The organism is Telmatobacter bradus, from assembly GCF_048629425.1.
Lineage (GTDB): Bacteria > Acidobacteriota > Terriglobia > Terriglobales > Acidobacteriaceae > Telmatobacter > Telmatobacter bradus.
On record NZ_CP184532.1, the window covers coordinates 114,475 to 139,163 of the forward strand.

The following is a 24,689-nucleotide window of genomic DNA, read 5'->3' on the forward strand; positions in this document are numbered from 1 at the left end:
TTTATGGCAATACCTTTGCAATCGTGTTGAGCAGCTTGTCTGGGTCAAATGGTTTTACAATCCATCCCGTTGCTCCGGCGGCCTTGCCTTGCTCTTTTTTGGAGGCAAGCCCTTCCGTGGTCAGCATGAGAATAGGCTTGTTGCGCGTTGAAGGATTCTTGCGGAGATTCTGAATAAAGATGATCCCATCCATCACCGGCATATTAAGGTCCGTGATGATCAGGTCAACCGTGGTGCCGTTCAATTTATCCAGAGCATCTTGTCCGTGGATGGCTTCAATCACTTCGTAGCCACCCTGACGCAAAGTAAAATTCACCATCTGTCGCATCGATGCTGAATCGTCGACAACCAGAACTTTCCGCACGCTTGGGCTCCTCTTTCGCGTTAGTGTTTATCGATTGCAGTTTCAGGAGAGATTTTGAGTAGATCCGCAGCACCGGCCAGAGCGAACCACTCCTGCAAACTGGAGGAGATGTTTCGCAAGTGCAGGCTCTGTTTCCGGCGCACTTGTTCGTTCTGCATCACAAGCAGAAGCTGCAGCGCATCGGCTTCAAGATAATCAATGCCCTCAAGATCAACTGCCAGGTTTCGACTACAATTGCCATCCGGTCGGAATGTGGCATTCGTTGCAGAGGACTCCTCTGCAAAATAACCGGGCTGCTCCAACATCCACGTATGTATTAGGCCAGCTTCGAGCCACTCTCCAGCACGTGCTGCTTGTAGTGTGGAAACAGTGGCAGAGCCTGTATCCTTTGCGTAAATACTCTCTTCGGTTTTTTCCTGCTCCATCATTCACTCGGAACGCAGTATTCACACACCTAACCCCGGCGAAATCGGAGCGATTTCAGGGATTTGCTGTGCGTTGTACGGGGGTTATCGGCAAATGCAGGATTAAGATCAGTACATAATCGGAGTTGGATGAGCTTAGAGGTAAATAATCTTTTGCATTAAAGCATTGAGGTATAAAAACTTACGGGAGTATTTTATTTTTTTAATGTTTTCCAGAGTGGAGGGGATTGTCTGTACTGTGCGGGGTGGCTTCTTGCTGCGGCAGCTGGAGAAGTGCTCTTATCCCTGCGCCCGATGGCTGTCTGCCTGCAGCGGTGCTCCGAAAAAATTAAGGCTCAGAGTTTTTCTAGGCTTCTACGTCGATCACAGGCTGTGGCTGGCGAGCCAGTTCCCAGGCCTTTACGTACTTCCAGTGAATGTAAACGGAGTGGTTCAAGTGCTGCAGCAGGCCGCCGAGTCCGTCGAGAAATCCAAGCCGGACAATGTAGTTATAAAGGAAGGTTGCGGCCGGATTGAGGATGGCCTGCGCGAACAAGCCTGCAAGCGAACGCGGTGCGCGGCCGGAGGCAACAAGCTGGCGCGCGGCGGCTGAGCTGTAGCGGTTCATATGCTCCACGTACTCTTCCAGCGTGGGGTAGCAATGATGGATCAGATGGCCTTGCAACTGCTTCACTGAGCCCTGATTTTCTCCGGTCAATTCCATGCTTTCGTGCACGGCGCGCTCACGGAAGCAGGCTGTGCCCTTGCGGAAGAGGCGCAGCTTGGGGTCGGGCCAGTAGCCGCCATGGCGTAGTGGCTGGCTGAGGAAATGATTGAGGCGCGGAATGCGATAGGCCTGCGAGGGAATTTCGTCCTGCTGCAGTAACTGCTGAATCTCGCTTTGCAGCGCGGGGCTTAGTTCTTCGTCAGCGTCGAGCGAAAGCACCCAATCGCAGCTGGCGCGGCGGATGGCATTGTTTTTCTGTGCGGCAAAGCCGTGCCATGGCTCGGTGAAGAAGTGCGTATGGGCCTCGATTGCGATCTGCTCGGTTCCGTCGGTGGAACCGGAGTCCACGACGACGATCTCGTCGGCCCAACGAACGCTAGCCAGCGTGCGGGGCAGGTTGGCGGCTTCATTGAGCGTGATCAGAACGACGGAAAGGCTCTTGCGCATAGCTCCAAGGCTAAGATCTTTTGGCGGCGCGGGCAAGTTTTCTCAGGAGAAAAATTTTGCGGCGGCTTGCGCCGCCTGCTGAATGTGGCCAGGACCAATGCGACAGCAGCCGCCCACAATTTGTGCGCCAGCGTCGAACCATGCTTCAGCCTGTGTGCCGTAGTCCTCGGCGTGAGTTTCTCCGCTCCAGCAGCGGTTGGCTGCGTCCCAGCCCTCGCCGGAGTTGGGGTAGACGAGCACGGGCAGGATGGATGCGTGCTTGAGTTCGGCAATGAGCGAGGGAAGCCAGCGTGCGGGAATGCAATTTACGCCAACAGCAACGGTCTGCGGAAGGCTTGCGACCAGGGCGGCAGCTGCGGCGATGGGTTCGCCGTGCGCGAGGTGCTGTGCATCGCGGCAGTTGAAGCTGAACCATGCTTTGAGCTGCGGAAAAGGTTCCAGTGCAAGGCTAGCGGCGCGGGCTTCTTCAAGCGAAGGAAAAGTTTCGAAGGCAAGCAGGTCGGGAGCTTCATCGCCGGTTGCGTGGGCAAGAACTTCGATGCGTTCGCGATGAAAACGGACCAGAGTGTCGAAGCTGCAATCGTAGTCGCCGGTGTACTCACTGCCGTTGTGCAAGGCAGCGCCGTAGGGGCCGAGCGATGCTACTACGAGCACATACTTTTTCGGGAACTCCGCTACTACCTCGCGGGCCAGACGCACGGCGCACAGCAGTGCTGCATCGGCCTGAGAGGCGCTCAGACCCACTTCCGCATAGCCCATGCGAGAGACCTGATAGCTGCAAGTGGCCAGCACTTGTGCTCCGGCCTCAATGTAGGCGCGATGCACGGCCTTTACGCGCTCCGGTTCTTCTTCGAGCACGTGTGCTGACCACAGCGGTCCATCGATGCGTGCGCCTCTGGCCTCAAGCTCCGAGGCCAGTCCGCCGTCGATTACGTGGATGCCGTCAAGAATGTTTTCCGCCGTTTGCATGGGCAGCCTCCTGCGACGATGTTACTCAGGCAGCAGAACGCGGGTCCAGTCCCTGGCGGAGTCGACCCAAACGTCGGGGCTGGCTTCAAGCAGGTTCTGCGGGCCAAAGCCGAAGAGGCAGCCGAGGCTCCATGTGCCGGCATTGCGGGCTACCTGTACGTCGCCCTTGCTGTCGCCAACCATCACGGTGGTGGTGGGTGTTGCGCCGGCTTCGGCAATCAGCTTCAGCAGGCCTTCGGGATCGGGCTTGCGCGTGGCAAAGGTATCTCCGCCGTAGACGCGCAGAAAGTAGCCGTCGATGCCGAGCGCTTTGCAGATTCCCACCGAATGCTTCTCGGGCTTGTTGGTGCAGATGGCCAGCGTCTTCTTTTTTGCGCCGGGCTTTTGTCCCGCTGCCTGCAGGGCTGCCAAAGCTTCGGCGGCACCAGCATAGAGTCGGGTGTTTTCCAGCATGTGCTGCTCATAGTAAGGCAGAAAGAAGCTGAGGGCGCGCTCGAAGAGTGCGGCGTCCACGGTGTCGGGCTTTTGATCGAGTACGCGGCCAAGCGCACGGCGCAGCAGCAGGGGCACGCCGTTGCCCACAAAACTAGCGCCCACTTCTACCGGTAGTGTGCTCATCTGCAGATGGGTGAGTGTCGCGTTGACGCTATTCGCAAGGTCCAGTGCGGAATCGACCAGAGTGCCGTCCAGATCAAAAACGTACAGTTCAATCTGGTCGACCGGAATGGATTGAAGAGTGTGAATCATACTTCGATTGTACGAGGTGGGGTGGGGGATCTGTGAGACGCGGGAGCGCGCTTAGTGTGTGCGCTTTTGCGCTACGGCCACGCGGGGAATGCCCTGCAGGTCAGCGGTAAAGCAGATCTGCGCAAAGCCGCTGGCCGCCAGCAGTGCGGTGATTGGCTCACTCTGGCCGTAGCCGATTTCCATCAGCAGCCAGCCGCCGGGAAGCAGAATTTTGTGAGCTGCGGGAATCAGGCGGCGATAGATGGAAAGGCCGTCTGCGTCGGCGAAGAGCGCCAGTGCTGGTTCGTAGTCGCGCACTTCCACCGAGAGCGAGTCACGATCCGTGGTGGGCACGTACGGCGGATTGGAGACGACAAAATCGAACTGCTCTTCGGCGACAGGGGCCAGCAGATCGCCTTCCAGAAAGCGCACGGCAACCTGAATCAGTGCGGCATTTTCGCGGGCAATGGCGAGCGCGGCCGGGGAAATATCGATGCTGCTGATCTGTGCCAGCGGAAGTTCCGCAGCCAGCGTGATGGCGATGGCGCCGGAGCCGGAGCCTACATCGACGATGCGCGGCGCGGGGAAGGCGGGCGTAAGTTCGAGGGTCTTTTCTATGAGGTGTTCAGTCTCGGGCCGGGGAATGAGCACGCCCGGATGGACACGGAAGACGCGGCCGTAGAACTCGGTTTCGCCGGTAATGTACTGGATGGGCTCGCCCTGCAGACGGCGTTCGATCAAAGAGGAATAGCGTGCTTCCTCCTGCAGGGATTCGTTCGAGTGGGCAATCAGCCATGCGCGGTCACGGCGGAGCAGATGCAGCAGGAGTGCTTCAGCATCGCGTCGTGCACGCTCGGAGTGCGGCCCGTCAAGGAGCCGCACTTCAGCTTTTTTGAGCCACTCGGAGAGCGTCACGTCTTAGTCCCGTTCGCTATCGGCCTTGAGCTGCTCAGCCTGGTAGTAGGTGACCAGCGCATCGACGGTGGGCTGCAGGCGGCCTTCCATTACCAGATCGAGCTGATGGATGGTGAGGCCGATGCGGTGATCGGTCAGGCGGTTCTGCGGGAAGTTGTAGGTGCGGATCTTCTCGCTGCGATCGCCGGAACCCACCTGTGACTTGCGGGCCGCGGAGAGCTCGGCGTTCTGCCGTTCCATTTCCTTCTCGAAAAGCCGCGAACGCAGCACGCGCATGCCTTTTTCGCGGTTCTTGATCTGCGACTTTTCATCCTGGCAACTGACCACGGTGTTAGTGGGCAGGTGGGTGATGCGCACGGCCGAATAGGTGGTGTTCACGCTCTGTCCGCCGGGGCCGGAGGAGCAGAAGGTGTCAATGCGAATATCCTTGGCCTCGATCTTGACGTCCACGTCTTCGGCTTCCGGCAGCACGGCCACGGTGATGGCGGAGGTGTGCACACGGCCCTGGGTTTCAGTGGCCGGCACGCGCTGCACGCGGTGCACGCCCGACTCCCACTTGAGCTGCGAGTAGACGCGTTCGCCTTCGATGATGGCGATCACTTCCTTGTAGCCGCCTATGCCAGACTCGCTGAGGTCGGTAACTTGCACCTTCCAGCGCTTCTGCTCGGCAAAGCGGGTGTACATGCGGAAGACCTCAGCGCAGAAGAGCGAAGCTTCGTCGCCGCCTGTGCCGGCACGGATTTCCAGCACGACGTTCTTTTCGTCGTTGGGATCCTTGGGCAGGAGCAGGATCTTCAGCTGTTCTTCCAGTTCGACGATGCGGGGTTCGAGCGAGGCCATTTCTTCCTGCGCCATTTCACGCAGGTCGGCATCGGACTCTTCAAGCATCAGCTTGGCCTCGGCCAGGGCCTGACGGGCCTGCTTCAGCGCGCGGTACTTCTCCACCGGCTCTTCGATTTCGCGCAGCGCCTTGGCGGTCTTCTGGTATTTTTCGTGATCATTGATCACCTCGGGCAGCGCGAACTGAGACTGCAGTTCGTTCAAGCGCTGCTCCATCTGTTCCAAGCGGTCAAGCATAAGCCCCCTCCGGGGTTTTAAATTTTGTGGGGTGATTTGAAAAAAGGCGCGCGGGGTCGTAATAGCGGTGGGAACCGCTAAAGAAGAGCCGGGATGGGCTGATGAAGAACCACGCTGTTTTTATTTTAGCGCGAAACGGGAGGGCTGCATGAGCCAGCCGGAAGAGCTTTTGTGCCGTTCCTCCAGGCCTGAAGGCGCGGAATCTGAGTCAGATCTGGCATTCAGGGGCCTGAAGGCCCCTGCTCTCTCCGTAAAAGCCCTTATGAAAAACAACCCGTTGGGATGATTTTGAGGCAGTTTACGTGTGATTTTTTGCCCACGAAGTCGAAATTCTACTGGCTGACGACCGGCAGAATCAGTCTGGAGTTGTGGCTGGGGCCGCTGACCAGGGTGATGGTGGCCGGTTTGTAGTCGGTGGGTTTGGCTAGCATGATGTTCTTCACAAAGGTCTGCGGATTGCGATCGTAGAGCGGGAACCAGCTGCTCTGGATCTGGATGAGGAGGCGGTGGCCGGGCTGGAAGACGTGGTCCACGTCATGCAGCGAGAAGCGGTACTCGCGTACTGCGCCGGGCTTGAGGGCTTCGGCCTTCTGGAAGCCGTCCAGGTAGCGGCCACGGAAGATTTCGGCGTTCAAAATGCGCTGATAGCCGCGCATCTTGGAGTCGGGATCGTTGCCGGGGTACTCGTCGATGAGCTTGACGACCAGATCGCTGTCACTGCCGGTGGTGGAGGCGAAGATGTCGGCCACAACCTCACCGGTGAGCGTCAGCGGGGCGGTCAGTGCAGGCAGACGGAAGCTGACCACGTCGCTGCGGTCAGCCACAAAGCGCTGATCTTCCGTGAGCCAGTTGTACCAGTGCGAGCCCTCGCTGTAGGTGGGTTGAATGGGGCGGGGACGGTACGGAACCGGGTTGGCCGGATCGCTCACATAGCTGGCGTGGGCTTCGGCCGTGGGCGCAGTCCAGTTGAGCGTGTTGCCTGCCGCCAAATAGAGGTTGGTGGATTGCGAGGCCTGCGGGGGGAAGTGGGTGTAGCTCTTCCATGTGTTGGAGCCGGTTTGGAAGCTGGTTGTATCGTCCAGTTTGAAGTCAGGCGCGTTCTTCAGATAGTGCGCGAAGAACCTGGCTTCAATGTTGGCGCGGAATTCCTTGCCGATGGGTGCATCATAGTCGATGTTGCCCAGGTGGCGGGAGGAGGAGTTCCACGATCCATGCCGCCAGGGACCGAGGACGAGGTAGTCCTTGTGTTCGCTGTCGTGCGGTTCCAGCCGGGCGTACTCATGCTGCGGGCCGTACATATCTTCCTGATCGTAGGTTCCACCCACGCTCAGGGTAGGAACGGCGACGGTGGTCAGGGCCTGCTCCACGCCACGGGCGGCCCATTGCCGGTCGTAGGTGGGATGTTCAAGGAAGAGCTTCCAGGTGGGCAGCAGGCGGGCCGGAGCGTGGCGCACATCTTCCACAAAGCTGCCGCGTTCGAGGAAGAAGTCATAGCCGTCAACGTTCTTGCCTTGGGCGTCGTGGCCGTAGCTGACCTCGGTATCTTCCTTGCTGGACTCCATGGAGAGCACGTAGTCGTAGCCATAAGACTGACGGAATGCGCCGTTGTGGAAGAAGTCGTCGCCCAGCCAGACGTCGATCATGGGAGCCTGCGGCGAGATGGCTTTCACAGCTGGATGCGGGTCAATGCCGGCCATCATGGCCAGAAATCCGGGGTAGCTGGTGCCCACAAAGCCGGCTCGGCCGTTGTTGCCGTCCACGTTGCGCACCAGCCAGTCCACGGTGTCCCAGGTGTCGGTGCTTTCGTCGAAGTTCTTGCGGCTTTTGTGATTGGTGAGGGGGCGCATCATCACGAACTGGCCCTCACTCTTGTAGCGGCCGCGAATGTCGCCGCAGACGTAGATGTAACCATCGCGGGCCAGCTCCGGGCGTCCGGCCACGAAGGCCTCGCGGCTGGTTCCATCGCAGCCGTAGGGCGTGCGCTGGATGAGGAACGGCAGCGGAGTGTGCACGTCGGAGGGCTTGAGGATGACCACATGCAGCTTAACGCCGTCGCGGGCCGGGATCATGGCTTCGCTGCGCACGTAGTCGTGGAAGAGGTGATGCACGGGCGGACCGGTGCGGGTGTACTCCTGATTCTGTCCCTCGCTGAGGGTGAAGGAGGTTGCGTGGCCCTGGGCGTCGAGCTTGAAGCGGAGAGTGGGACGATGGCCGGTCAGACTGAATTCGGTGGGGCCGCTGGCGCGCAGCAAGGTGGGCGTCATGCGCTCGTTTTCAATGTAGAGCTGGCCGTTGCTGGCATAGATGCTGAAGGGCGTATCGGGTTCGTCGGCATTGGTGTACTCGCCCTCCATAGCCTGCATCTGGGTGGGTGTAAGCACCACCTGGATTTCAACCGTAGTGGGAGCCTTGTCCTGATGGCCACGGCGCGAGGAGGCCGCGCTGCTGGCGGTGGAAAGTGCAAGCGAAAAAAAGAGTGCGGCAACCCAGGCGCGGGAAAAGGACAAAGGGAAACTCCTCGAAAAAGGCAGAATGAACAGACTAGTGGGCGTGGCCGTGATGGTGACCGTGCTCGTGTTCGTGCGCACGGACCATGGCTTCCGGGGGCACGACGCAGCCCTCCAGAGCGCCGCAACCGATGTGCTCGAATTGTACGGTAGTGTGGCTAATGTCGAAGTGTTCGTGCAGGACATGATTGAGCCGGTCAAGAATCACGGCGCTCTCCGACGGTGGAATGTCGGCGATGGTCACGTGGCAGGCCAGGGCGCTGGAGTTCGAGCCAAGGCTCCAGACGTGCAGGTCATGGACGTTGACCACGCCCTCGACGGCCTCCATCTCTTTACGTATTTCGCAGAGCGAGATGCCGGCGGGCGCGCCTTCCAGCAGAATATTCAGGGTTTCGCGAACGATGCCCAGGCTGGACCAGAAGATGAGCGCGGCAATCACCAGGGAGAGCGCCGGATCAATCCAGTTCTGGCCAGTGAAAAGAATGCCGAAGCCACCGGCGATGACGGCGGCGGTGGAAAGTGTGTCGCCCGCCATGTGCAGGAAGGCGGAGCGCAGATTGACGTCGCGGGCCACACCCCAGAGCAGGGCGGCGACCAGGCCGTTCATCAACACGCCGGCAGCGGCTACAACCATCATGATGCGGGGTTGCACGGTTACCGGGTAGGCTAGGCGATGGATGGCTTCAAAGGCGATCCAGAGGGCGATGACGAGCAGGGAGGCGGCGTTGATGAAGGCGGCCAGTACACCGGCGCGCTGGTAGCCGAAGGTACGGGCGTTGTCGGCCGGGCGCGACTGGAAGTAGACCGCCACAAAGCTGAGAGCCAGGGCGAGGAAGTCGCTGGCGTTGTGGCCGGCTTCGCCCAGCAGGGCCAGGGAGTGGGCGCGGAGGCCCGCAATCAGGGTCACAATCACGTAGGCCAAGGTGGCCAGCAGCGAGATGCGCAGTACAGAATGGATTTTGCCGGAGTCTTTACCTTCGGGGGCTGCGTGAATGTGCATAACCGAAGTGTAAACGGGGGCACCGTAGGAACCCATAAAAAGTGCCCCCGTTGCGGAAAACCAGAGTGGCTTACCGGGGTAACTGCTGTGTACGCCAGCCGCCGCCCAGGGTGCGGACGAGTCCTACACTGGCCACGAATTGACGGGTGTTGATGCCGATGGCGGTGCGCTGGTTGTCCAGCAGGGCCGATTCGGCGGTGAGCACCTCAAGGTAGCTGGCTACGCCGCCCTTGTAGCGCTGGTTGGAAAGCTCCAGCGAACGCTGGGCTGAATCGACCGCCTTCTGTTCGACTCCCGCTTCCTCTTCCAGCACCCGCAGGGTGGAGAGCTGATCCTCAACGCTGTTGAAGGCGTTGAGCACCGTGGAGCGGTAGGCATCGGTCTGGGCCTGATAGTTGTGGCGGGCCTGGTCGGTGAGGGCGCGGCGCTTGCCGCCATCGAAGAGCAGTTCGGTAGCTCCAGCGCCCAGTGACCAGAATTCGCTGGGGCCTACCAGCCAGGTTCCGCTGTGATTGCTTTCAAAGCCACCGGAGGCGGAGAGCGCAATGTCGGGATAGTAGGCGCTCTGGGCAATGCCGATCTGCTCGTTGGCGGCGGCTACGCGGCGCTCGGCGGCGGCAATGTCGGGTCTGCGTTCCAGCAACTCGCTGGGCACGCCGACGGGAATCTTCGGCAGAGCCTGTTCGAGTGGCGCGGGAGCGAGGGCAAAGCCGGCCGCGTTCTGGCCGGTGAGTGTGGCGATGGCATGCTCCAGCAAGGCGCGCGAAGCAGACAAATCAACAAGTTGGGCGCGGACGGTTTCCAGCTGGGTGCGGGCCTGTTCCACGTCGGCTTCGGTAGAGACGCCGCCCGCCAGCCGCTGCTCGGTTAGCTCCAGCTGGCTCTGCAGGTTGGCTACAGTGGCCGTCATCATCTTGACCTGGCTGTCGAGTCCGCGCAGCGAGAAGTAGTCGCTGGCCAGCTCCGCATGCAGGCTCAGATTGAGGGTGGCCAGGTCGGCGGCGTTGGCCCGGGCTGTGGCGTGGGCGGCCTCCACGCTGCGGTGGATGCGACCCCAGAAGTCGGGTTCCCAGCTAGCTTGACCGCCCAGTACAAAGTCGTTGTAGTGGGTGTAGCTGCTGTCTTCGGGCCGGTTGGCGGAAAGATCCGTGCGCCCCATGGAAGGTCCGGCGGAGATGGTCGGGAAGAGGCTGGCGCGGGCGGCCCGGGCCTGATCGTGGGAGGCCAGATAAACTTCATTGGCCTGCTTCAGGTCGTAGTTTGCCTTGGTCAGCGCTTCTTCCAGCTCGCTCAGCTTGGAATCCTGATAGACCTCCCACCATTTGCCGCGAGCCTGATCGTCAGTGGGCGTGGCTGCGCTCCATGCGCCGTCCTTTGGCGCGGGCGGAGGAGCGATGGCGGAAGCGCCCAGCTCCTTATAGGCTGCTGGAGCCTGATAGGCGGGTGTGGAGTAATTGGGCCCGACGGGTTTGCAGCCGGTGAGCAGGGCAAGGGCGATCAGCCCCGGCCCTGCAAACGCAAGGGAAGAATACGTGCGGTCGATGCCCATGGTTAGCGGCCTCCAGCGGGATTGGCGGAGGGTTGAACGATGGAAACGGCTTCGCCGTTGAAGAGCGAATCGGGCGGATCCTGAATGACCTTGTCGCCTGCCGCAAGGCCGCTGATGACCTGCACGCTGGAGCCGTCGTCTTCGCCGATGACCACCTGAGCCAGCCGGGCCTTGCCGTTCTCCACTACGCCAACCGTTGTGCCTTCATGGCGGAAGAGCACGGCGGGGGAGGGAACCACGAAGACCGGACCGGCGCTGGGTGCGTTGAATTGCACCTGGGCGAGGGAGCCGGGCAGCAGTTCGCCGCTCTTGTTGTCTACGTCGATTTCCACCAGCAGGGTGCGGCTGGTGGGGTCAATGGCGTCGGCGGTGCGGACGAGCGTTCCCTGGTAGATTTTGCCCGCGTGCTCGGGGAAGCTCAGGTTAATCTTCACCCCGCGCTTGGCGCTGCCGGCGTAAGCCTGGGGCAGGTTGGCGTAGACGCGCAGAGTCTGGATGGCCTGCAGGTGGAAGAGTTCCTTGCCCGCGCCGGAGTCGATCAACTGTCCCACATCGACCGTGCGGGCGGTAATGACGCCGCTGAAGGGAGCGTAGACCTTTTCGAAGGCCTGTAGTTGATGCAAACGGTCGACGTTGGCCTGCGCGGAACGAACCCCCGCCGCCGTGGCGCTGGCCTGATTCACGAAGGTATCGGTGTCCTGCTTGGAGACGGCGTTGGATTTGACCAGGCCGGAGTAGCGGTCGGCCTGGATGTGGGCGTTGCGGGCGTTGGCCTGGGCGGTGGCCAGGTCGGCTTCGGCCTGGGCCAGCTGCTGATCGACCTCAGGGCTGCTGATGATAGCTAGCAGCGCACCCTTCTTTACTTGCGCGCCAATGTCGTAGTACCAGCGGGTCAGGTAGCCGGACGAGCGGGCGTAGATGGGCGAATCGGTGAAGGAGGTGACGTTGCCGGGCAGGGTAAAGGTGCTGACCGGTGCGCCAGCTTTGGGCAGAGCCACCTCGACGGTAGGCGCTGCCAGAGCGTGGGTGCGTTCGGCCAGCACTGTCTGTTCATGCAACTGGCGGACAATGCCCATGCCTGCGGCAACAATGGCTGCGGTCATCAACAGGCCCATGCCGACCACAGCCTTGCGGGGCGAAAGCGAGGCCTGCGCAGGGGCGGTTTCAGGGGAATTATGCGGCTGAGTATGATTTTCCTGGCTCATCGTGTTTACTCCGGAATCTGGTCGAATTCATCGAGTGTGGCGGCTCCTGCACTGGTGCGCATATGCTTGCGGCGGCGTTCCAGATGGCCGTGAATGAAGCTGAAGAAGACGGGGACGAAGAAGAGCGTGGCGATGGTGGCCATCAGCAGGCCGCCGATGACGGCGCGGCCGAGTGGCGCATTCTGCTCACCGCCGTCACCCAGACCAAGCGACATGGGAACCATGCCGATGATCATGGCGAGGGCGGTCATCAGCACCGGGCGCAGGCGGACAAAGCCGGCTTCGAGTGCGGCACGGCGGGCATCGCCCACCAGCGCATCCAGCCGTTCCCGCGCGAAGCTGACCACCAGAATCGAGTTGGCTGTGGCCACGCCCATGCACATGATGGAGCCGGTCAGGGCCGGTACGCTCAAGCGTGTATGCGTCAGGAAGAGGAGCCAGACGATGCCGGCCAGTGCGGCTGGCAGCGCTGAGATGATCAGGAACGGATCCAGCCATGACTGGAAGTTGACCACGATCAGCAGGTAGACCAGCAGGATCGAGAAGATCAGACCGATGAGCAGGCCCTTGTAGCTGGCAGCCATCGTCTCACTCTGACCGCGCAGGGTAAAGTGCGAGCCGCGGGGCAGATCCTTTTCATGTGCTTTTTCGATCTTCTCCAGGGCGCGGGTCACGCTGCCCAGATCGGAGCCGTCAACGTTCGAGTAGATGTCGAGCACCGGCTGTACGTCATAGTGGCTGACCGTGCCCATTTCGGTGGAGGGGCTCAGGGTTGCCAGGTTGCCAAGAATCTGGGATGGAGCCGTCGCGCCGGGTGCGCCCGTGGTCGGACTCATACTGGTGCTGGTTGCCGCAGAGGATGCACTCGATACCGGCATCGCCGAAAGGGCCGCCAGCGAGTTCATTGAGGACTGCGGCGTCTGTACGGCAATACTGTAATCGACTCCATTCTTCGGATCCAGGTAGAACGTGGGATTGGTCTGGAAGCTGCCGCTGAGCGAGATCAGCAAATTCTGGGCAACATCCTTCTGGGTCAGGCCGAGGTTGGCCGCACGGGTTCGATCCACATTGACCTGCATGGAAGGCAGATCGAAGGGCTGCTGAATGCGCGTGTCGACCGCGCCGGGCACGTTGCGGACTTCGTTGAGCATATGCTCGGCAAGAATCCGGTTGCTTTGCAGATTAGGACCAAGGATCTGCAGATCGATAGGCGCGCTGAGGCCGAAGTTCAAAATCTGGGTGACGATGTCGACCGGCAGCGTGTAGAAGGTGACGCCGGGGAACTGAACGGCCAGCGAATGACGCAGGTGATTCACATAGTCGTTGGTCGGGTGGTGGTCCTTGCTGAGCTGAACCAGAATGTCAGCGTCAGCGCTTCCCACGGGAGCCGAGTTGGAATACGACAGGTTGATGCCGGAGGAAGGAATGCCAATATTGTCCACAATATTGACGACTTCGGCGGGCGGAATCTCCTGGCGAATGGAAGCCTCTATGTGGTCGCAGAGTGCGGCGGTTTCTTCAATGCGGGTTCCAGTGTGGGCGCGTACATGCAGTTTGAACTGTCCGCTATCGACGGCAGGGAAGAAGTCCTGACCAAGCCATGGCGTGAGCAGTCCAACAGAGGCGATGGCGAAGCCCAGGAAGGCGATCAGAAAGACGCCGGAGTGGTCAACACAGAGTGTGAGCACGCTCAGGTATCCCTGACGGAACTTCTCAAAGCTGGCATTGAAGATGCGCAGGAAGACGTGGAATGGGTTACGGCTTGTCTGCAGGGTGGCGGCGTCTGCGTCTGAGTGTTCCTTGAGCAGATATTTCGCCATGGTCGGCACCAGGGTGCGGCTGAGCAGATAGCTGGCCAGCATGGCGAAGACCACGGCCTCGGCCATGGGTACGAACAGGTAGCGGGCCACGCCGGTCAGCAGGAACATCGGCACGAAGACGATGCAGATGCTGAGTGTGGAGACGAGGGCAGGAACGGCGATCTGGGCAGAACCGTCCAGAATCGACTGCTCCAGCTCGTGTCCTTCTTCCAGGAATCGGTTGATGTTCTCGATGGCGACGGTGGCGTCGTCCACCAGAATGCCGACGGCTAGCGCCAGACCGCCCAGCGTCATGATGTTGATGGTCTGCCCGAGGGCTGACAGCATGATGATTGAACAGAGAATCGAGAGCGGAATGCTGACGGCGATGATGATGGTGGAACGCCAGCTGCCCAGGAAGACCAGAATCATGATGGCCGTCAGGCAGGCGGCAATGATGGCCTCGCGGACCACGCCATCAATGGCGCTGCGCACGAAGATCGACTGATCGCTGAGGGCGTGAATCTGCAGTTGCGGCGGGAGCTGACCGCGGATCAGTTCGACCTTGGCGCGGATGCCGGCAATAATGTCCAGCGTGGAGGCCGAACCGGTCTTCATGATGCTCAGCAGAATGGCGCGCTTGCCGTCCACGCGTACGATGTTGGTCTGGGGCGGATAGCCGTCCCGCACATGGGCCACGTCGCGGATGTAAATCGTCGTGCCGTTGACCTGCTTGACGGGCATATCGTTCAGCTGATCGACGACCGAGGGCGCGGAATTGGTCTTGACGTCGTATTCAAAGCGGTTGATCTTCATTGTGCCCGAAGGCGCAATGTAGTTCTGTGCCGAGATCGCATTGACGACGTCGATGGGCGAAAGACCATGGGCCTGCAGGGCCTGCAGATTCAGGTCGACCTGAACCTGGCGGGTTTTGCCGCCATAGGGAAAGCCAGACTGGGCGCCTTCAATGGTGGCCAACTGGGTGCGGACCGTGTTCGAGGCCAAATCGTTGAGCTGCTGCTCGTTCAGGCCCTGACCGGAGAAGCCCAGCTGCAGTACAGGTACGCTGGAGGCACTGAACTGCAGAACCAGCGGTGGAGTGGCGCCTGGAGGCATCTGTTTGAGCAGCGTCTGGCAGATGGCGGTTACCTGCGCCACGGCGTTACCAATGTTGACGTGAGGCTGAAAGTAAACCTTGATGACCGAGGTGCCGTTGAGCGTCTGTGACTCGACGTGCTCGATGTCGTTGACCGTGCTCGTAAGAGCTCGCTCACTGGGGGAAGTGATACGGTTGGACATCTCTTCGGGAGAGAGTCCTGTGTAGCTCCAGACGATGGACACGACCGGGATATTGATGTTGGGGAAGATATCCGTCGGCATCGAAAGGATGCTGAACACACCAAGGATAAGAACCAGAAAAGCAGCGACTACGAAGGTGTAGGGCCTACGCAGTGCAAGCCGGACAATCCACATAGGGCAAAAATCCGTTCCGGCACCGGGATCTAAGAAACGTCAATCTCTCCGACAGAGCGCCGTGCGCGCCAGTAGAGCAAGGTGAGCAGGGATCCGTGGGGAGGACTTTCTCCGGCAGCCAGGATTTGTATGCCGGGCGGAGGGCCGCTCGGCAGGGGTGACGCGATTGATAAGGTCCAAATAGCAGCAGGTACCATTATGGTAGACGAAGCTAGTCTGGCCCGAGACGCCGCAATGCAAACGATTGCAACCTGCCCAATCAAACACATCTTAGGGCAGAAAGCATTCGGAAACGATAAAAAGGTTCTGAAATCAATGCATTAGAATTTTCCACTGGCCGCTTCCGGAAGATTTTTCCAGGCCGTGCGTTTTTTCATACCCCGTTGTGCAATTTTTCAAGGACGCTTGCAAGCTTTTCCGGCTTTGTTGCCGGAGAGTAGCGGGCAACCACCCGGCCGGAACGGTCGACCAGAAATTTGGTGAAGTTCCAGCCAATGCGTCCGCCCAGCAGAGGCCCAAAGATGCCGGGCTTCTGGCGCTTCAAAAAACGGTAGATGGGGTGGGTTCGGGGACCGTTGACTTCGATTTTGGCAAAGACGGGAAAGGTGACGCCAAAATTTTTTTGGCAAAAAGAACCAATTTCGGCGGAGGAGCCAGGTTCTTGTGCACCAAATTGGTTGCAAGGAAAGGCCAGAATCTGGAAGCCGCGGGCTTGATAACGGCGGAAAAGCTCCTCCAGGCCTGCATATTGTGGGGTAAAGCCGCAGTGGCTGGCGGTGTTCACCAGCAGCAACGTCTGGCCCTGGAAGGCGCGTAAAAACTGCTCTCGGCCGTCCAGTAAGGGAGCGGAAAGCTGGTACAGCGGAGAAATATTATTGTCCATGACAGGAAAACCTCGGCCGGAGACAGTGCCAACCGGCAAGTGTATACGTCAAAAAGGATGCTACCGGTAACAGAGGGGATTCATGCAAGCCGTAACCCGGTTTGTTCCGGTAGACTGTGGAGTGGGTCCCTCAAGGGGGCCGGTCCGACTGCGGAGAACCTCTGCGGCCGGGAAAACGAGAAGGAAGATTCGGTTCGCGGATGGCTGGTTGCTCTGCCTGTTTGGGCGGGGGGACCGTGGTCCAATATAATCAATCTTTCCTTTCGCAGGATCTGATTTTTCAGCAATGAGGGTGTGCATATTCTTCCCGTGAAGCCGAACTTTGGAACGCACCAGAATTTTCGCTCGCCGCTGGACGCCAGCCCGGTGAAGCCGCAGCGCACCTCTTTCCGGCGCGCGTTGCACAGCGCCGCCCGCTTCGCGCGGACGGTGGTGTTGCTGGCCCTGGCAGTCACCGCTGTTTCGCTTCAGGCGCAGCAGCAGACGATCGAGCAGATCCGCGTGATCGGCAACCGGCGCATCCCTAAAGAGACCGTGCTGGCCCGTCTGTTCACACATGTGGGCGACGCCTACGATCCGATCTCGATCGAGCGCGACTTCAACTCGCTGTGGAATATGGGCTACTTCGAGGACCTGCGCATGGAGCGCGAGGACTCGGAGAAGGGCATCATTCTGAACATCTTTCTGCGCGAGAAACCGACCATCCGTGAGATCAACTACAAAGGTCTGAACGCGGTGTCGAACTCCGACGTGCTCGATCGCTTCAAAAAGGAGAAGGTCGGCCTGTCGGTGGAAAGCCAGTTTGACCAGACCCGCATCAAGCGCGCCGAGACGGTGATCAAGACCTTGTTGGCTGAGCACGGTCACCAGTTTGCCACCATCAAGACCGAAGTGAAGACCATTCCTCCGGCCTCGGTGCAGGTGAACTTCAATATCAAGGAAGGCCCGGTCGTCAAGGTTGGCGAAATCAAGTTCGTCGGCAACGAGCACATGAGCGGTCTGGTGCTGCGCCGCTCGATGAAGAACTTGAAGCCGATCGGCATTCCCTATTCGATCATCTTTGAAGATCTGTTCAGCCAGACCTTTGATGCCACCAAGCTCGAAGAAGACTCGGAGCGCGTGCGTCAGGCCTACCGCGACAAGGGCTATGCCAATGCCGCCGTGGAATCGCCGAAGACGCAGATCCGCGATCAGGGTGGTCTGAACTGGTTCACCTTCCGCCCCAACAAGGGCAAGCGCATCGATATTTTGATGCCGATCGAAGAGGGTGGCCGCTACCGCCTGCACAAGATCACCTTTACCGGCAATAAGGCCGTGACCAACGAGCGGGCGCTGCGTTCTACCTTTGCGGTCAAGGATGGCGACTACTTTAACGCCACCATGATCGGCAAGGGCCTGGAAAACCTGAAGAAGGCCTACGGTCAGCTGGGTTACATCAACTTCGGCGCCATTCCGAAGATGAGCTACGACGAGCAGAAGAAGACTGTCTCGATGGATGTGGACATTGACGAAGGCAAGGCCTTCCATGTGAGCCGCATCGAGTTCCAGGGCAACACCATCACCCGCGACCGCGTCATCCGCCGCGAACTGATGCTGGACGAAGGTTCGGTCTACAACTCCCAACTGTGGGAGTACAGCCTGCTGCGCCTGAACCAGCTTGAATACTTTGAACCGCTGAAGGTGGATCAGGATTCGGAAGCCCATCAGGATGCCGACGCTGGCACGGTCGAACTGCTCCTGAAGGTGAAGGAAAAGGGCAAGAACTCGATCGGCATGAACGGTGGCATGAGCGGCAGCTCGGGAGCTTACATTGGCCTGAACTATCAGACCAACAACTTCCTGGGTATGGGCGAAACGCTCAGCCTGCAGGCCAACATGGGCAACATGAACCGGCAGTTCCTCTTCGGTTTCACCCAGCCCTACATCAAGAACCGCCCGATCAACGTCGGTTTCCAGATCTTCAACAACAAGCAGGACTACAACGCGGCCAAGGGCATGCAGACCACCAGCGGTGCTTCTGCCAACCTGACCTCGGCTGAAAAGTCGCTGACGCAGAACTACAATCAGGCATCGACGGGTATGAACTTCTCGCTGAACTACCCGCTGCGGCGTCACGCCTTCCAGCGGGTGGGCATGACCTACTCGTTGACCCGGTCCTCCATTACTGCATTCAGCACGGCGTCGCAGACCTTCTTCCAGACGATCAGCTTCCGTTCCGGCATTCAGAGCAGCAACGCCCTGAATGGCATTGTGAACAGCTCGCTCTCGGCTTCGTACACCTACAACACAGTCAGCAATCCGCAGCGGCCCCGTTCGGGCAAGGAATATACTGCGGCCCTGCAGTTTGCCGGTTTGTGGGGCAACGTCCGCTACTTTGCGCCGGAAATTGCGGCCAAAAGATACATTCCGATGCATTACCTGATTCCGTCGGAGAATGGCCGGAACATTCTGGCCATGCGTGCCCAGCTAGGTTACGTGCAGGGCTACGGCGGCGAGGTGGCACCTCCGCAGAACCGCTTCTACGGCGGTGGTGAGAACGAACTGCGCGGCTTTGACATGCGCAGCGCTACGCCCTACGGCTACGTGCCCACCCGTACCACGGTGGAGTTGATGAACCCGGATGGCAGCTGCGTACCGCGTGACGCTTCGAATGCGCAGGAGAACCAGTGCATCTCGGTGCCGATCCCGGTCTACGGCATTGCCTCGATCGGTGGCGATACCAACCTGACCACCAACCTGGAATATCGCATTCCGGTCGTTGGGCCGCTGATGTTCGCTCTCTTTGACGACTTCAGCCTCAACGCGGCCGTGAACAAGGGACAGTTGCAGCAGAGTGTGGAAGGCTTCGACTCACTGCTTGCGGCGCAGTATGGTTGCCCGACGGTGGACACCATCAACGGCGTCTGCATCGACGGCATCTCGGGCCACAATGTAGGCTTCAAGCGTGACATTCGGCCGATTTCGGGCACCAACTTTGTGCCCCGCATGTCGACCGGTGCTGAGGTGTCGATGATCATGCCGATCGTCAACGCTCCGTTCCGCCTTTACTACGCCTACAACCCGCTGCGCCTGTATGAACAGCCGTATTGCAACTCTGCTCTGGCCATTGGCAAGAATCAGAGCAACTGCAATACCAGCCTGATTACGCGTTCGATGTTCCCGACGGGTGGCGCGGGTGATTACACCTACGACGAAGTTAGCTCGGCGTATGGCAGCCGGTATGTGTATCGCGAGCCGCGCAAGACTTTCCGGCTTTCGATTTCCACTACCTTCTAACGCTTTGCCCTCCGGCAGAGTCCAGAAAAGGCCGCTCCCAGGGAGCGGCCTTTTCCATTGCGTGCGCCGGGATAGCAAAATCGCAGAAAAGCGCGAATTTACTGCATGAATTCACCACGGAATGGTTTGACGCTCCCACCCCGGCCCCCTATAATCCTTCTAGTTCCTGCTGACGTCTCCGATCGCGTCTTTTTTGTCTGCTCACGTTGAGTGTGTGGAAGAATCCAAGAAACGTGAGGTTGCTCAGGGGCGCGGGAGTGCTTGAAGTGCGCCCGCAACAGCACAGGAATTCCGAAGGAGCTTTTGAATCACATGAAGCGTACGCTTGCACTCATTGTCACGCTGGCCTCGGGACTGGTCCTGAGCGCCTCTGCTCAAACCCCGGCCGCAGCCCCTGCTGGTCCCGCCAAGGTGGCTGTGATCGCCTTCCAGATGGCCGTAGCCCAAACCAATGAAGGCCAGCGCAACTTTGCCGACCTGCAGAAGAAGTTCGAGCCCCGCCGCGATCAGCTGAAGAAGCTCAATGACGAAGTTGAGGCTCTGACCAAGCAGCTGCAGGCTGCCAGTGACAAGCTGGCTCCGGGCGAGCAGCAGAGCCGCGCCGCCGCCGTCGAAGTCAAGAAGAAGCAGCTTGAGCGCGACGCTGAGGATGCCCAGAACGACTACCAGCAGGCGATGCACGAGGTCTACAACAACCTCGCCAGCAAGGTGTACGACGTTCTGCAGGGCTACTCTGAGCAGCAGGGCTACACGGTTGTTCTGGATGTCTCCCTTGAGCAGCAGCCGGTTCTCTACGCCGCTCCCTCGACCAACATCACCAAGGCTGTGATCGATGCCTACAACGCGAAGTCGGGCGTGCCCGCTCCGCCGGCTGCCCCCGAGGCGCCGAAGCCCGCTGCCAAGTAATCGGCACTGAGGTTGCAAAGGCCCCGCCTGAAGGCGGGGCCTTTGTTTTTGTGTTTGAGCAGATTATTTCGCCGGGCAGGGCTTCTGCAGACTACTTACCCTGTAAAAGCCAAGGATTTCATGGGGTTCAGGCGGGGTGCAGCCGGTAAAATTCCACAACGTGGATCAGGGAGCAAAAAGAGGGCGAAAAAGCAGGCCTGAAGCTCTGAAACTGTGGATATTTCTGTGGATATAATTTGGAAAGCCTGGCGAAAAGTTGGGGAATATGCGTTTGCACTATAAGTGTATGTTTTGTTATATGGGGTAAGTCACTCTATATCAATGTGATGTGAATCCTTGATCGGTCCGTAATGGCTATTGACAAGCTGGAAATTTCCGCGAAAGTATCCAGAGGCTTTCCACAGGTGTATGGAAATGCAGCAGGATCAAGGGATGTAACAGAAGAATGTAACAAGCGGAGAATGCCGGGCGTCTTCAGGACAAGAAGACGCCCATGAATGCTATTTCTGTTCTTCGCCGATGCGCAGTACAGCCAGGAAGGCTTCCTGCGGAATATCGACCTTGCCGATGCGTTTCATGCGCTTCTTGCCTTCTTTCTGCTTTTCAAGCAGCTTGCGCTTACGGCTGATGTCGCCACCGTAGCACTTGGCCAGAACGTTTTTGCGCAGGGGGCTGACGGTTTCACGGGCCACAACCTTGGCTCCGATGGCAGCCTGAATAGCCACCTCGAACTGCTGGCGCGGGATCAGCTCACGCATCTTGGAAACCAGGGCGCGGCCGCGTTCGTAGGCAAAGTCGTGGTGGACGATGAGGGAGAGCGCGTCAACCGGCTCACCACCCACCAGAATATCCATCTTGACCATGGGGGAAACCCACTCGCCAGCTAACTGGTAATCGAGTGAGGCGTAGCCACGGGAGACGCTCTTGAGGCGGTCGTAGAAGTCCAGAACGATCTCGTTGAGCGGCAGCTCGTAGGTGAGCAGCACGCGGGTTGGCGTGACGTACTCAAAGTTGACCTGCTTGCCGCGCTTTTCTTCGACCAGTTTAAAGATGCCGCCAACGTATTCTTCGTTGGTCAGAATCTTGGCCGTGATGACCGGTTCGCGAATCTCATCGATGTTGGTCGGGTCGGGCCAGCGCGAGGGGTTGTCGATTTCAAGTACCTGGCCGTCGGTGAGCTTGATGTGGTAACGCACGCCGGGGGCGGTGGTGATCAGATCCAGCTCGTACTCGCGCTCCAGGCGCTCCTGGATGATCTCCATGTGGAGCAGACCCAGGAAGCCGCAGCGGAAGCCGAAGCCGAGGGCGGCCGAACTTTCTGGTTCAAAGAAAAAGCTGGAGTCGTTCAGACGCAGCTTTTCCAGTGCGTCGCGCAGCAGGGTGTGCTCGTGCGAGTCCACGGTGTAAAGGCCACTGAAGACCATGGGCTTGATGTCTTCAAAGCCGGGTAGCTGATGCGCGGCCGGAGCGGCGGCATCGGTGACGGTGTCGCCAATCTTGGTGTCGGCCACGGTCTTGATGGTGGCGGCAAAAAAGCCAACCTCACCGGCGCGGAGTTCCGCAATTTCAACCGGCTTGGGGCAGAGCACGCCCATGGAGTCGACTTCGTAGTTTCTGCCGTTCGACATGAAGCGGATGCGCTGGCCCTTGCGCATGACGCCCTGCATCACGCGCACCAGCACGATGACGCCACGATAAGCATCGAACCACGAGTCAAAGATGAGCGCCTGGAGCGGCGCTTCGTCTTCGCTTTTGGGCGGAGGCAGACGATGCACGATGGCTTCCAACAGCTCAGCGACGCCGATGCCGCTTTTGGCGCTGACGGGAATGGCATCGGTGGCGTCGAGTCCGACGGCCTGCTCGATGGCTTCCTGAGTGCGCACAATGTCGGCCGAGGGAAGATCAATCTTGTTGATGACCGGAATGATCTCAAGGCCGTGATTGATGGCCAGGTAGGCATTGGCGAGAGTCTGCGCTTCCACGCCCTGGCTGGCATCCACCACCAGCAGAGCGCCCTCGCAACTGGCGAGCGAGCGCGAAACCTCATAGCTGAAATCGACGTGACCAGGTGTGTCGATCAGATTCAGCTGATAGGTGATGCCATCTTTTGCCTTGTACATCATGCGTACGGCATGAGCTTTGATGGTGATGCCGCGTTCACGTTCGAGGTCCATGGCGTCAAGCACCTGGGCCTGCATTTCACGCTGGCTAAGCGCGCCGGTCAACTCCAGAAGACGATCGCTGAGCGTCGACTTACCGTGGTCGATGTGGGCAATGATGGCGAAATTTCGTATGTGATGGGTGTCCATGCGGGCAAGGGGAGAGGGAATGAGCGATTTGAACGCGCAAAGCCTCCATGGCATAGCTTATCATCGGCATAGTGCCTTTCGTGAGAAACTCCTCATCGTTGTCGTCGCGTGCGTTCCCAGTACGGAGCGCGAGTTCCCTGTTGCCTGCCGCCAGCACGTTGCTGGGGTTGTGGCTGACAGGCTGCACGCCGACCAGCCGGCAGGCTGTGCCCGTTGCGGAAAAGCCCCAGGCCACGGCCCCGGCGTTGCCGGTTGCAAGTGGTCCTGTGGCCGTGCATCTGACGCCGAACGAGCTGCAGCAGCAGCGCGTGCATGCGCTGACGGAGCAGGTGGAGCAGGCCTACAAGCGCGGCGCAGTGGCCTATCAGAAGGGACGCCTGGCAGAGGCCAAGGCCGAGTTCGATATGGCCGTTGACCTGATGCTGCAGTCGAAGATCGACATCAAGACGACGCCGCAGTTGCAGGATGAGTTCAACCGCATTCTGGATCAGGTGAACGGTCTGGAGATGGAAGTGCTCAAGCGGGGCAATGGATTCACTGCGCAGGAGGAAGAGACGCCGGCGGAAGCTGCCGCGGACGTGACTTTCACCGTGGATCCGAACCTGGTGGCCAAGGCGCGGGCAGAATTGGCCACGACCAAGTCGGATTTGCCGCTGGTGGTGAACGATTACGTGGCGGGGTATATCAACTTTTTTGCCAACACCAAGCGCGGCCACTACACGCTGCTGCACTCGATGCAGCGCGGTGGCCGTTACAAGCCGATGATCGAACGCGTGCTGGCCGAGGAAGGCGTGCCGCAGGATCTGATCTATCTGGCGGTGGCCGAGTCGGGCTTCAATCCACGGGCCATGAATCCGGGTTCTCATGCCGGCGGCATGTGGCAGTTCATGCCCAACGACAAATTCTATGGACTGGCGCGCACGGCGTACGTGGACGAGCGCTTTGATCCGGAAAAGTCGACCCGCGCCTATGCCCGCTACATGAAGTTCATCTATAACCAGCTCGGTGATTGGTATCTTTCCATGGCCGCCTACAACTGGGGCACGGGCAATGTGCAGCACGCGGTGCAGAAGACCGGCTATGCCGACTTCTGGGAGCTTTACCGCCGCAACAATCTGCCGGCGCAGACCAAGGGCTACGTGCCGGAAATTCTGGCCGCAATCATCGTGGCCAATCATCCCACGGAGTACGGACTGGACGAGCTGGCGCTGGATCCTCCGGTGCTGACCGATACGGTGACCATCAACTACTCGGTAGACTTGCGGCTGGTGTCGGATATTGTGGGCGCGCCACTTGAAGAGATGCAGGCGCTGAACCCGAGCCTGCTGCGTACGGTCACGCCGCCCGATACGAGCTTCGATTTGCATCTGCCGGCTGGTACCGCGACGCTCTACGAACAGCGCATTGCGCTGGTGCCGGAGTCGCACCGCAACGGCTGGCGCTATCACCGCATCAGCAGCGAAGAGACGCTGGCCTCGGTGGCAGCCAAGTTCCATGTGAGTTCGAGTGCACTGGCAGAAGCCAACCAACTGCAGGCCGATGCGGACTTGAAGGGCGTTGAGGCGCTGGCGATTCCGCAGGCAGCAGCACCGGCGGTGCGGCAGCGTGGCGCGGTTGTGGAATCGCATTCGCAAAGCTACACAACGCGCAAGGGAGATACGCTGGTAACGATCGCCGATCGCTTTGGAGTTTCTTTGGCTGATCTGCGCCACTGGAACAAGCTGAGTGGAACGAGCGTGAGGATGGAAGCGGGCCGCAGACTGCATGTATCGGAACCGGCTACGGCATCGACCGCAAAGCACGAGAGCGAACATGCGAGCAAGGAAGAGGCCGCGGGTAGCACGGGCCAGACGCCATGCAAGGTGCACAGAAGTTCGCGCCATGCGCATGGAAGCTGCGTAAAGAGTGAACCCAAGGCTGATGGAACGGACAAAAAAGCCGATGTAGCTGAGAAGAAAGAACCGTCGACGAAGCGTTCGGAATCTTCTGCGAAACGTTCAGAAGAAGCCGCGAAGAAAACGGAGCCTGGAGCGAGAGCCGAGACTGGATCGAAGACCGAGACGAAGGCCGGAAGCAAGGCTGAAACGAAGACCGAAACCAAGGCTGAAGCAGGGACGCATCACGCGGGCAGGAGAAGAGCCAAGAAGAAGTAG

At 59.5% G+C, this 24,689-nt stretch carries 17 protein-coding genes; 3 read left to right on the top strand and 14 right to left on the bottom strand.

The window, feature by feature from the left end:
* Position 1: 1 nt before the first annotated feature.
* The 13 genes from ACOBR2_RS00515 to ACOBR2_RS00575 form a co-directional block, all read right to left on the bottom strand.
* Complete coding sequence (locus tag ACOBR2_RS00515; protein ID WP_420238127.1) at positions 2–364, bottom strand: response regulator; 363 nt, start codon at positions 362–364, stop codon at positions 2–4.
* 20 nt (positions 365–384) lie between these two features.
* The gene (locus ACOBR2_RS00520; RefSeq protein WP_420238128.1) at positions 385–792 is read right to left on the bottom strand and encodes a hypothetical protein; all 408 of its coding nucleotides are present in this window, start codon (positions 790–792) and stop codon (positions 385–387) included.
* Between the two features lie 343 nt (positions 793–1,135).
* Positions 1,136–1,942: a glycosyltransferase family 2 protein gene (locus ACOBR2_RS00525; RefSeq protein ID WP_420238129.1), complete on the bottom strand. Its 807-nt coding sequence runs from the start codon at positions 1,940–1,942 to the stop codon at positions 1,136–1,138.
* A 42-nt stretch (positions 1,943–1,984) separates the two neighbouring features.
* Positions 1,985–2,911, bottom strand: coding sequence for a homocysteine S-methyltransferase (gene mmuM / locus ACOBR2_RS00530; protein WP_420238130.1), 927 nt, complete (start codon positions 2,909–2,911; stop codon positions 1,985–1,987).
* 21 nt (positions 2,912–2,932) lie between these two features.
* Positions 2,933–3,658 (bottom strand): HAD-IA family hydrolase, encoded by a 726-nt coding sequence (locus ACOBR2_RS00535; protein WP_420238131.1) that lies wholly within the window; start codon positions 3,656–3,658, stop codon positions 2,933–2,935.
* Between the two features lie 51 nt (positions 3,659–3,709).
* Positions 3,710–4,552, bottom strand: coding sequence for a peptide chain release factor N(5)-glutamine methyltransferase (gene prmC, locus ACOBR2_RS00540; protein WP_420238132.1), 843 nt, complete (start codon positions 4,550–4,552; stop codon positions 3,710–3,712).
* Positions 4,553–4,555: 3 nt separating this feature from the next.
* Positions 4,556–5,629, bottom strand: a complete 1,074-nt coding sequence (gene prfA, locus ACOBR2_RS00545; protein ID WP_420238133.1) for a peptide chain release factor 1 — start codon at positions 5,627–5,629, stop codon at positions 4,556–4,558.
* A 332-nt stretch (positions 5,630–5,961) separates the two neighbouring features.
* Positions 5,962–8,136: a CocE/NonD family hydrolase gene (locus ACOBR2_RS00550; protein ID WP_420238134.1), complete on the bottom strand. Its 2,175-nt coding sequence runs from the start codon at positions 8,134–8,136 to the stop codon at positions 5,962–5,964.
* A 34-nt stretch (positions 8,137–8,170) separates the two neighbouring features.
* Positions 8,171–9,136, bottom strand: coding sequence for a cation diffusion facilitator family transporter (locus tag ACOBR2_RS00555; protein WP_420238135.1), 966 nt, complete (start codon positions 9,134–9,136; stop codon positions 8,171–8,173).
* 70 nt (positions 9,137–9,206) lie between these two features.
* Complete coding sequence (locus tag ACOBR2_RS00560) at positions 9,207–10,685, bottom strand: efflux transporter outer membrane subunit (protein ID WP_420238136.1); 1,479 nt, start codon at positions 10,683–10,685, stop codon at positions 9,207–9,209.
* A gap of 2 nt (positions 10,686–10,687) precedes the next feature.
* On the bottom strand, positions 10,688–11,890 hold the full coding sequence (locus tag ACOBR2_RS00565) for an efflux RND transporter periplasmic adaptor subunit (RefSeq protein WP_420238137.1): 1,203 nt from the start codon (positions 11,888–11,890) through the stop codon (positions 10,688–10,690).
* 5 nt (positions 11,891–11,895) lie between these two features.
* Positions 11,896–15,162: an efflux RND transporter permease subunit gene (locus tag ACOBR2_RS00570; protein WP_420238138.1), complete on the bottom strand. Its 3,267-nt coding sequence runs from the start codon at positions 15,160–15,162 to the stop codon at positions 11,896–11,898.
* A gap of 373 nt (positions 15,163–15,535) precedes the next feature.
* Positions 15,536–16,045 carry a glutathione peroxidase gene (locus ACOBR2_RS00575; protein WP_420238139.1) on the bottom strand — a complete coding sequence of 170 codons (510 nt, stop codon included), beginning with the start codon at positions 16,043–16,045 and terminating at the stop codon, positions 15,536–15,538.
* A gap of 309 nt (positions 16,046–16,354) precedes the next feature.
* Between ACOBR2_RS00575 and bamA the strand changes: the two genes are divergently transcribed.
* Positions 16,355–19,321 (top strand): outer membrane protein assembly factor BamA, encoded by a 2,967-nt coding sequence (bamA, locus tag ACOBR2_RS00580; protein WP_420238140.1) that lies wholly within the window; start codon positions 16,355–16,357, stop codon positions 19,319–19,321.
* 312 nt (positions 19,322–19,633) lie between these two features.
* Positions 19,634–20,227, top strand: coding sequence for an OmpH family outer membrane protein (locus ACOBR2_RS00585; RefSeq protein ID WP_420238141.1), 594 nt, complete (start codon positions 19,634–19,636; stop codon positions 20,225–20,227).
* 500 nt (positions 20,228–20,727) lie between these two features.
* Here the strand turns inward: ACOBR2_RS00585 and lepA are convergent, their stop codons facing one another.
* Positions 20,728–22,536 (bottom strand): translation elongation factor 4, encoded by a 1,809-nt coding sequence (gene lepA, locus ACOBR2_RS00590; RefSeq protein ID WP_420238142.1) that lies wholly within the window; start codon positions 22,534–22,536, stop codon positions 20,728–20,730.
* Positions 22,537–22,676: 140 nt separating this feature from the next.
* Between lepA and ACOBR2_RS00595 the strand changes: the two genes are divergently transcribed.
* Complete coding sequence (locus ACOBR2_RS00595) at positions 22,677–24,689, top strand: transglycosylase SLT domain-containing protein (RefSeq protein ID WP_420238143.1); 2,013 nt, start codon at positions 22,677–22,679, stop codon at positions 24,687–24,689.